This window comes from Lysobacter antibioticus HS124 (genome assembly GCF_000336385.2).
Lineage (GTDB): Bacteria > Pseudomonadota > Gammaproteobacteria > Xanthomonadales > Xanthomonadaceae > Lysobacter > Lysobacter firmicutimachus.
Genome location: NZ_HG424479.1, coordinates 1 through 9,320, shown reverse-complemented (window position 1 = coordinate 9,320; position 9,320 = coordinate 1). Strand labels below are relative to the sequence as shown.

Annotated in this window: 6 protein-coding genes; 2 read left to right on the top strand and 4 right to left on the bottom strand. The window is 71.1% G+C overall.

Features of this window, described 5'->3' with window-relative positions:
- The 4 genes from TX83_RS08310 to TX83_RS08295 all read right to left on the bottom strand — a co-directional run.
- Positions 1-975, bottom strand: a 975-nt coding sequence (locus TX83_RS08310; RefSeq protein ID WP_141233420.1) for a Csu type fimbrial protein, incomplete at its 3' end; no start/stop codon positions are given.
- The gene (locus TX83_RS08305; protein WP_087960694.1) at positions 972-3,329 is read right to left on the bottom strand and encodes a fimbria/pilus outer membrane usher protein; all 2,358 of its coding nucleotides are present in this window, start codon (positions 3,327-3,329) and stop codon (positions 972-974) included. The genes TX83_RS08305 and TX83_RS08310, both read right to left, overlap by 4 nt.
- Positions 3,330-3,333: 4 nt before the next feature.
- Positions 3,334-4,089, bottom strand: coding sequence for a fimbrial biogenesis chaperone (locus TX83_RS08300; RefSeq protein WP_064747487.1), 756 nt, complete (start codon positions 4,087-4,089; stop codon positions 3,334-3,336).
- Between the two features lie 10 nt (positions 4,090-4,099).
- Positions 4,100-4,603 (bottom strand): Csu type fimbrial protein, encoded by a 504-nt coding sequence (locus TX83_RS08295; RefSeq protein WP_064747485.1) that lies wholly within the window; start codon positions 4,601-4,603, stop codon positions 4,100-4,102.
- A 326-nt stretch (positions 4,604-4,929) separates the two neighbouring features.
- Here TX83_RS08295 and TX83_RS08290 point away from each other — a divergent pair, with 326 nt between their 5' ends.
- Positions 4,930-5,874, top strand: a complete 945-nt coding sequence (locus TX83_RS08290) for a hypothetical protein (protein ID WP_064747483.1) — start codon at positions 4,930-4,932, stop codon at positions 5,872-5,874.
- A gap of 290 nt (positions 5,875-6,164) precedes the next feature.
- Positions 6,165-8,831 carry a glycerol-3-phosphate 1-O-acyltransferase PlsB gene (plsB, locus tag TX83_RS08285; RefSeq protein WP_064747493.1) on the top strand — a complete coding sequence of 889 codons (2,667 nt, stop codon included), beginning with the start codon at positions 6,165-6,167 and terminating at the stop codon, positions 8,829-8,831.
- The last annotated feature ends 489 nt before the right edge of the window (positions 8,832-9,320 follow it).

Genomic DNA, 9,320 nt, shown 5'->3' with positions numbered 1-9,320 from the left:
CGTGGCGGTCTGCGGCGCGACCCGGCCGTACACGGTCAGCGACTGGCCGGTGCCGCTGCCGGTGCCGCTGAGAGTGTCGCTGTTGAGCGTGTTGCCCCAGCGCTGGCTGCGGCCGCCGTCGCGGTACAGCTCGTAGGGCACGAACTGGCCGCTGCCGTTGGCCATGCGGCGCACATTGCCGCTGGCGTGCAGGCCGTTGTTGAGGCCGATCTGCCACGGGGTGCGGCCGGTGCAGACCAGGCCGATGCTGGTGGTCTGGTCGATGTTGCCGGTGATGAAGCCGGGCGTACTGCCGAAGCCCAGCGCCGGCACGGGCTTCGGGGTCAGGGTGCAGGCGTTGGGCACCGAGCCGTTGACGGTGAAGGGGAAGCTGCTGGAGGTGCCGGCGCTGCCGCCTGCGGTGCAGGAGGTCGGCATGGTCGCATTGCCGAGCAGCACTTCGTCGTAGCGGAATTCGATCTTGGTGTCGGCGGCGGCGGTGAAGCGATTGAGGTAGGTGCCGGCATTGAGCCCGCTTTGCGCCGGAATGCGGCCGTACAGGGTCGCGGTCAGGGTCTGATTGCCGCCCAGCACCGGCACCGAGTAGTTGAATTGCAGCGGCAGGAAGTTCGGCACGGTGGCGTTGCCGCGCGCGCCCCAGATCGCGCTGCGTCCGGCATCGGTGTAGAGCTGCATCTGCAGCGGATCGCCGAAGCTGTTGATCATCCTGCGCGGATTGAGCGTGCCGCCGCCGTCGGTGCCGCTGAAGATGCTCACGCACATGTTGACCTTGGCGTTGGCCAGCAGCGACAGGCCGAAGGTCGAGCAGGTGACGGTCAGCGTCGCGGTGGCGTCGACCACGCCGCCGTTGCTCGGAGCGAAGTTGAGGTCGGTCATCGAGGCGCTGCAGGTGGTCGCCGCGCGCGCCGCCGGCGCGATCGACAGCGACAGCCACAGCAGCGCGAGCGCGACGAGCGTGCGGACCGGGGCGTTCATCGCGGCGCCTCCGCGCGGCACGTCAACGGACCGATGCGGGCGATGCCGTCGCTGCCGTCGGCGTGAGCGAAGCGCGCCTGGCAGATGCGGCCGTCCGGCGCGGTCGCGCGCAGGCGGTTGTCGTCCTGCAGCGCTTCCAGATAGGTCTCGCCGTCGTAGCCGACCCAGGCGTCTTCGCCGTGGTCGCTGCGCACCCGGCTGCCCGGCGGCAGCGGTCGGCCGGCGGCGTCGTGCAGCACCACCACCGCGGCGCGGACCGGGGTCAGGCCGAAGCGCACCACCGTGCCGGAGCGGTCGCGCGGCGTGGCCTGGGCTTCGACCCGATCGACCCGCCACTGCGCCGGCAGCGCCATCGGGTCGATGCCGAGGCGGTTGCGCTGCCAGGCGTTGAGCGGGGTCACCAGCAGCATGCCGTCGGCGTCGGTGCGGCCGATCGGACGGTTCTCCAGCAGCACCGGCACGCCGGCGACGCCGTCGGTGGAGACCACCGCGAAGGCATCGCTGACCGAACGCGCGGCGAAGGCGTGGCCGCCCATCCACACCCATGCGCCGCTGCCGCTGGCGTAGGCGTAGTCCTGGTCCGCGACGCGCGCGACGCCGAGGCCGAAGCGGCCGACCGAGTTCAACCAGCCCAGTTCGGCCAGCCCGCCTTCGGCGCCGTCGCCGCCGCGCGCCTGCAGGCGCCAGCCGAAGCCGCCGTCGCCGGGCACCGGCTGCGAAACGTCCAGCATCGCCTGATCGCGGCCGCGATCGCGCTGCAGCGATGTCGCCAGGCGGGTGCGTTCGCCCAAGTCGAGGCTGAGGCCGAGGTAGGCGCTGCGGTCGGAGGCCAGATCCAGGTTCTGGTTGTAGCTCAGGCTCAGGTGGGCGCGACCGCCGAAACTGCGGCTCCAATGCAGTCCGGCGTAACGCGCCGGCGCCTGGCGGCGGCCGTCTTCGTCGCGATAGGCCAGGCGCACGTAGTTCAGGCCGACGCTGCCTAGGTGCTCGTCGTTCCAACCGAGCAGGGCGCGTTCGCTAACCCGTGCCGGACCGAGGCCGTAGCGCGAGGCCAGGTCGCGGTAGCCGCGCTCGGCGCGGCGGCTGTCGAGCGAAACATTGAAGCGGCCATTGCCCCAGTTGTAGGCCGCGGCGTACTGCCAGCCGCTGCGTTCCCAAGGCCGGCCGTCGCGCGCGTCGCGACCGTGCGCGAGCGAACCGCTCAGTACGCCGGCGCGGCCGAGCAGGGCGACCGCGCCGAATCCGGCGTTGGCGATGCCGTCGCCGCCTTCGCCGTGCGCTTCCACGGTCAGGCGGTCGCTCAGGCCGTAGCGCAGTTCGGCGCTGGCCAATGCCGAATCGCCGTAGGAGAACGACTGTTGCGCATAGTCCTCGCGTGCCAGGCCCAGGCTCAACGACCAGTCGGACAGGCCGCGCGCGAGCAATTGCTGCGCGGCGTAGAACGGGAAGTCGAGTTGGCGGGTGCGGCCGAAGGCGTCGGTGATGACGATCTGGGCGCTGCCGGCGCCGCTGATGCCGGGCACGGTAGCGAGCTGGAACGGGCCCGGCGGCAGCTCGCCGCTGTACTGGCGCAGGCCGTTGACGTACAGATCCACCGCCGACGGCACCGCGACCTCACCGGCGAAGGTCGGCAGCGGGGTGGTGATGCGGTACGGCTGCAAGCCGAAATCGCGGCCCAGGCGCAGGCCGCCCAGGCGCAGCGGCCGGGTCCAGTCGAGCCGGCCGCTGACCACGTCGCCGACGCTGAGGCTGAGCATCGAGGCCGGTGCCGACCAGCGCCAGGTGCTGTCCAGGCGCACCGAGTCGGTGCGCCGCGGTGCGTCCTCGTTGCGGTAGTGGCGGGTCGCGACAGTCTGGCTGAACACTCCCGGGCCGAGACCGAACGCGCGCAGTTCGGCATAGGCAGTGACGTTGTCGCTGCGCCGGTCGCGGCTGGCGTAGAGGTCGTAGTTCAGCAGCAGGCCGGGCGAGGCGGTGGCTTCGGGCAGGTCCAGGCCGGGCTGATTGAGCCGGGTGGTGGCCAGCGACAGCTGCGCCAGCGGCGCGTCGATCGCGACCCGTTGCAGTGCGGCGTCGTAGCGCACGACCACGCCGGCCAGGCCGTCCACGGCGACGACCTCGGCCGGGTCGCGCTCGGCGAGAACGAAGCCGAGCGCGCGCAGGGTGGCGACGCTGGCGTGGAGGCGGCCGCTGCGCAGCTCGAACGGTTGCGGCGTCCCGTACGGACCCTGGTTGAGGCTGACTTCCAGATACAGCGGCATGCTCGCGGCCTGGGCTTCGCCGGCACGGGCGAGCAGCGGCGGCGGCTCCGCCGCATGCATCGGCTGCATCGCCGCGAGCAGGCCGGCCGTCATGGCATCAGCGAGCCGGCGGGTCCAGCGCCAGGGCCTGCTCGGTGGGTTCGCCATTGATCCTCGCTTTGAGGGTGCCGGGGCCGCGCAGCAGCTCGGCCGGAGCGTTCAGCGGCCAGCGCACGCGTTGGCCGGGCAGGGCGTAGCCGAGCAGGCCGGCGGCGATCGGGTGGCGCCGCTGTTGCGCGTCGACGAACACCAGATCGGCCACCTGCGCGTGCCGGCGGCCCTGGTTGAGCAATTCCAGGCTGGGGCGGTCGGTTTCGAAGCGCAGTTGCGCGCTCAGCGCCGGCGCGATCGCCGGGTCGCCGGCCGGGGCCAGGAACACCGGCACCGAATAGCGCAAGACGAATTGCAGCCCGGGCTTGCGCTCGCCTTCGGCCGGCGGCAGTTCGTCGACGATCAGGCGATAGCTTTCCTCCTCCGCCGGCGGCGGGCCGAGCCGGATCACCCGCACCAGTTGGCGCGCGCCGGGCGCCAGCTCGAGCATCGGCGGGCTCACCGCCAGCGCGCGGCCGGGTTCGAAGCGCTCTTCGCCGTCGGTCTGGACCCAGCGGAAGACTCGCACCTGGGCCTGCAGCGGCCGGTCGCCGCCGTTGATCAGCCACAGCCCGTCGGCCTGGCTGCGCGCGCTCAGGGTCAGTTGAGTCGGGGTCAGTTGCAGCCCGCCGGCGCCGGCGGCCGGCGCGAGCGCGAATCCCGCCGCGCAGCACAACGCTGCGGCCAGGCCGCGGACGGCGGTGGCAGGCCGACGGCCGCGCATCGGCGCCCGGTCAATAGGTGATCGTGGCGGTCACCACGTCGCTATAAGTCGCAGCGGGAAAGTTGGCGCTGGGGGTCCTCCCGTAGACCGGGATGTTCTGCGCCGCGCCGGAGCCGGACCCGGCCAGGACGTTGCCGCCGCTGCCGGTGGTGCTGCCCCAGACGTCGCCGGACCCGCGCGCGGCGGCGCGGTAGAGCTGGTAGGGCACCTCGGTGGTGCCGTCGCTCATCTTGCGGCTGTTGACGTCGCTGCCGTTCTGGCCGTTGTCCAGGGCGATGGTGTAGGCCGTCCCGGGCGTGCAGGTGACGACCAGTTGGCCCTGCGCATCGACATTGGTCGCGGTCGAGGCGACCGAACCGAAATTGACGTCGGTCGGCGCGGTGGCGCTGATGGTGCAGCTGCTGGTGATGGTGATGGTGACGTCGAAGGTGGTGCTGTCGTCGGCGGCCAGCGCGGGCGCGGCGGCGGCGAGCAGGGCGAGGACGGCGACGGAACGGAGCGAGGCGGAACGCATGGATCGGTTCTCCTTGCGCGGATCGCGCTGCGGGCGTGCCGGCGAGGCTGCCGGCTAAACTCATACAACGCAGAAAACATGCCAATACCGGCACCATAGCCGGCCATAAACGGACACAAGGAGCCGCCGGTCACAGGCGGCGGTCCTGTGCCTGTTCAGTCCCGATAACGTGATTTAATTCACGTATTTACATTTGGGCCGTTTGCGCGAAAAGCCGACACGACGCGGCAACTAGTGCGCGTCGCCGTCGCTGTGATCCCCGATCCGCTTGTGTCGGTCCCGGCCCACGGCCAAGATGCCGGTCCGCGACTGGGGAGCCGCACCCGATGACCATCGTCCGACGCGCCTGCGCCGCGCTACTGCCGACCGCCGTGCTGTTGGTCGGTGTGCTGGCGGCGGTCGGCTGCGGCCGCGCGCCGTCGCCGCCGGAGCCGGTCGCGACCCAGCCGGTGCAGGCGGTGACCCAACTGGTCGCCGACCTGCGCCGCAACGACCTGGAGGCCTATGCCCGCCACGCCGTGCCGGCGCCGCTGCACGCGCGCCTGGAAACGGCCTGGAGCGAGGGCCGCACGGTCTGGCCGCTGACCGAACTGCCGCTGGACGACCGCTTCCCCAGCTTCATCGCCGCCTTGGCCGCGCAGGACGCCGAACGCACCCTGGTCGCGACCTACCGGCGCCAGTTCGCCGGTGCCGACGCCGAACTGCGCTCGGCGGCCAAGACCCTGGGCCTGTTCGCGACCCAGTACGTACGCAACGAGCCCGGCTACAGCGAGACCGAGCGCGACCACCACGCGCAGTTGATCGTCGCGATCAGCGCCTGGGCCCAGACCGCGCCGCTGGGCGACTCCAAGCGCGCCCGCGAGGCGATCCCGCAGCTGGTCGCGGCCGCGCGCGCGACCGGCCTGGCCGCACCGGACGCCTTCGCCCATGCCGGCATGGACCGCAGCCTGCGCCGGCTGGGGCCGTTCGTGGAACGGCTCAAGCGGGTGCTGACCGGCTACGGCCTGGACCTGGACGCCGCCCTGGACAGCGTCCAGGCCAGCTTGGCCGAGCAGACCGGCGACACCGCCCGGGTGCGGATCCGCTACCGCCTGGCCGGCGAGGCGGTCGACGCCTACGTCCTGGTCGAGCGCCGCGACGGCCGCTGGTACCTGAGCGACCTGCTGCGCCATGCCGAGGCCGAGGCCGACGCGCCGGCCAAGCCGCCGGCCGCGGGCGTGCGTGCCGGCAAGGCCGTGGCACCGGCCGCGACCGCCGTACCGGCGCGCTGAACCGCCGCGTCGCTGGCCGGTGGCGCCGCCGCAGCGGGTCAGGCGCGCGCCGAAGCCGAATAGGCATAATGATTCGGATGCCGAAACAAACGCCCCTGCCGTTCCCCAATGCCCAAGCGGGCGACCCGGCCGAACCCGCCCGCTCGGCCGAAGCCCAGCCGCCGGCCGACCAGGCCGCCGACGAACCCGCTCCCGTCGCGTCGCCGACCTTCGAACCCGCTGCGTCCGACATCGCTGCGTCCGCGACCGCCTCGCCCGAGAGCGACGAGCCGGCGGGCGAACCGGCGCCGATGGAAACCGCTTCGGACGAGCCCGCAGCGGCCCGGCTCGCCGTGAGCGCGGCCCCGGCCGGCGCCGAGCCGCCGCCGTCCCAGCCCGAGCTGCCGATGAGCGCCGCGACCCTTGCCCTGCGCCCGGCCGCTCCGGCGGCGCCGCGACCGTGGTGGGCGCGCCTGCTCGGCAAGCTGATGGCGCCGTGGGTGTCGATCAGCATCGAGCCCAAGGACCCGGCCGAACACGTCGCCGAAGAATGGGACGGCCGCCCGGTCTGCTACGTGCTGGAAGACTACGGCCTGTCCAACGCCCTGATCCTGGAACGCGCCTGCCGCGAGGCCGGCCTGCCGTCGCCGCTGCAGCCGCTGCCGGGCGACCCGCTCGGCCGCAAGCGCGCCTACGTCGCCCTGTCGCGGCGCCACGCCGGCACCCTGGCCCCGTCCGGCCCGCCGTCGTCCAAGACCCACTCCGGCTCGTTGGCGCGCCTGCTGCAGGCGCATCGCGCCGACCCGGCGCTGGACGTGCAGCTGGTGCCGGTGTCGATCTTCGTCGGCCGCGCCCCCGACCGCACCAGCGGCTGGTTCTCGGTGCTGTTCTCGGAAAACTGGACCCTGGTCGGCCGCTTCCGCCGGCTGCTGGCGATCGCCCTCAACGGCCGCCACACCACGGTCCGCTTCGCCCCGCCGGTGTCGCTGCGCGGCATCGTCGCCGAAGGCCTGGAGCCCGAGCGCACGGTGCGCAAGCTCTCGCGCGTGCTGCGCACCCATTTCCGCCGCATCCGCGCGGCGGTGATCGGCCCCGACCTGTCGACCCGGCGCATGCTGATCGACCGCGTGCTCGCCGCCGATCCGGTCAAGGACGCCATCGCCGACCAGGCCAAGCGCGACAACAGCAGCAACGCCGACGCATGGAAGAAAGCCCATGCGATGGCCTACGAGATCGCCGCCGACTATTCGCACCCGGTGGTGCGTTCGGCCAGCTTCCTGTTGACCCCGGTGTGGAACCGGATCTACCGCGGCGTGCTGGTCCACCACCTGGACAAGCTCAAGCAGGCCGCGCCCGGCTACGAAGTGGTCTACGTGCCCAGCCACCGCAGCCACCTCGACTACCTGCTGCTGAGCTACCTGCTCTACACCAAGGGCATCGTGCCGCCGCACATCGCCGCCGGCATCAACCTCAACCTGCCGGTGGTCGGCACCATCCTGCGCAAGGGCGGCGCGTTCTTCCTGCGCCGCAGCATCCGCGGCAGCGCGCTGTACTCGGCGGTGTTCTCCGAATACGTAGCGCAGCTGGTCGCCGGCGGCTATTCGATCGAATACTTCATCGAGGGCGGACGTTCGCGCACCGGCCGGCTGCTGCCGCCCAAGGGCGGCATGCTGGTGATGACCGTGCGCGGCTTCCTGCGCCAGCCGACCCGGCCGGTGCTGTTCCAGCCGGTCTACATCGGCTACGAGAAGCTCATGGAGGGCAACAGCTACCTCGACGAGCTGTCCGGCAAGCCGAAGGAAAAAGAATCGATCTGGCAGCTGTTGTGGGGCATTCCCAAGGTGCTGCGCTCCAACTACGGCCAGGTGGTGGTCAACTTCGGCGAGCCGATCCGGCTCAACGACCTGCTCGCCGAGCATGCGCCGCAGTGGACCGGCCAGCCGATCGGCGAAGACGACAAGCCGGCCTGGCTGTCGGACACCGTCGACGCCCTGGCCGAACGGATCCAGGTCAACGTCAACCGCGCCGCCGACGTCAACCCGATCAACCTGCTGGCGTTGGCGCTGCTGTCCACGCCCAAGCACGCGATGGGCGAAGCCGATCTGCTGGCGCAGATCGCGCTCAGCAAGACCTTGCTGGCCGAGCTGCCGTATTCCGACCGGGTCACGGTGACCCCGCACACGCCGCAGGAAATCGTCACCCACGGCGAGGAGATCGGCGTGCTCGAGCGCGTCGCCCACCCGCTCGGCGACGTGCTCGGCGTCGACGGCGAAGACAAGGCGGTGCTGCTGAGCTACTTCCGCAACAACGTCCTGCACCTGTTCACCGCGGCCTCGTGGATCGCCTGCTGCTTCCAGCACAACCGGCGCATGAGCCTGGCCGGCGTGCTGCGCCTGGGCCGCAGCGTGTATCCCTTCCTGCAGGCCGAGCTGTTCCTGCCGTGGAGCGAAGACGAGTGGGCGCAGCGCCTGACCCGCACGGTCGAGGTATTCATCCGCGAAGGCCTGCTGGAGCGGGTCAGCGACGACGACGGCGGCATCCTGGCCCGCAACGCCGGCCAGACCGACGAGGTGTTCCGCCTGCGCGCGATAGGCCATTCGCTGCAACAGGCCTTCGAGCGCTACTACATCGCCATTTCGGTGCTGGTGAAGAACGGCCCCGGCACGCTCTCGGCCGGCGAACTGGAAAGCCTGTGCCAGCTCGCCGCGCAACGCCTGTCGCTGCTGTACGCGCCGGCAGCGCCGGAGTTCTTCGACAAGACCCTGTTCCGCGGCTTCATCCAGAAGCTGCGCGAACTCAAGCTGGTGTGGCCGGACAGCGAGAGCAAGCTGGCCTTCGACCAGCGCCTGGACGCCTGGGCCAAGGACGCCAAGGTCATCCTCGGCCGCGAGCTGCGCCACACGATCGAGAAGATCAGCCCGGAGATGGCGGCGAAGCCGGAGCCGGAAGGCGCGGAAAAAACCGCGGCTTCGTCCTGACCCGGCTTGCGCCGCTCCCCCAGCAGGAGCGACGCAAGCCGCGACCACGGGACGCGCAGAGAAATCAACGCCTTCGTCATTAATCGAAGCTCAAAACCCTCGCGGGGGTAGGAGCGGCGCAAGCCGCGACCGCGCGCTCTCCCGCTCGCCGCGTCTTTGTCCTGGGCCTCCTGTAGGAGCGGCGTAAGCCGCGACCGCGCTCTTGCGGTCTCACGGCGTTTGTCGTTCGCAGGTCTCTGAAGCTCTTGAGTTCTAGAGCTCTAAAGCTCTAAAGCTCTAAAGCTCTAAAGCAAAGCTTCCGTCCGCAAGCGGCCGGGTCACTTTCTTTGTCCTTTGTCCAAGGCGACAACGTCCTACTGGATGACCTTCGGTCAAAAGTAACCAAAGAAACGCCATGGCCGTTTCGGATCAAGAGCCACTATGGGACGCAGCTGACGCGGGGCTGCTCCGCACAGGCCCTCCCTGGCCTGGCTGCGCACGGCCCGCCTC